The organism is Leclercia sp. EC_58 (assembly GCF_019584355.1).
Classification (GTDB): Bacteria; Pseudomonadota; Gammaproteobacteria; order Enterobacterales; family Enterobacteriaceae; genus Enterobacter.
On record NZ_VDAM01000018.1, the window covers coordinates 1 to 231 of the forward strand.

The 231-nt window shown below is 56.3% G+C and carries 1 pseudogene; it reads right to left on the reverse strand.

Going from position 1 to position 231, the window contains the following annotated elements:
• A pseudogene (locus tag FHC51_RS22810) lies at positions 1 to 231 on the reverse strand (IS1 family transposase); the annotation flags it as partial.

Consider the following 231-nt stretch of genomic DNA (forward strand, 5'->3'; position numbering starts at 1 on the left):
TTCCGGAGCCTGTCATACGCGTAAAACAGCCAGCGCTGGCGCGATTTAGCCCCGACATAGCCCCACTGTTCGTCCATTTCCGCGCAGACGATGACGTCACTGCCCGGCTGTATGCACGAGGTTACCGACTGCGGCCTGAGTTTTTTAAGTGACGTAAAATCGTGTTGAGGCCAACGCCCATAATGCGGGCGGTTGCCCGGCATCCAACGCCATTCATGGCCATATCAATGA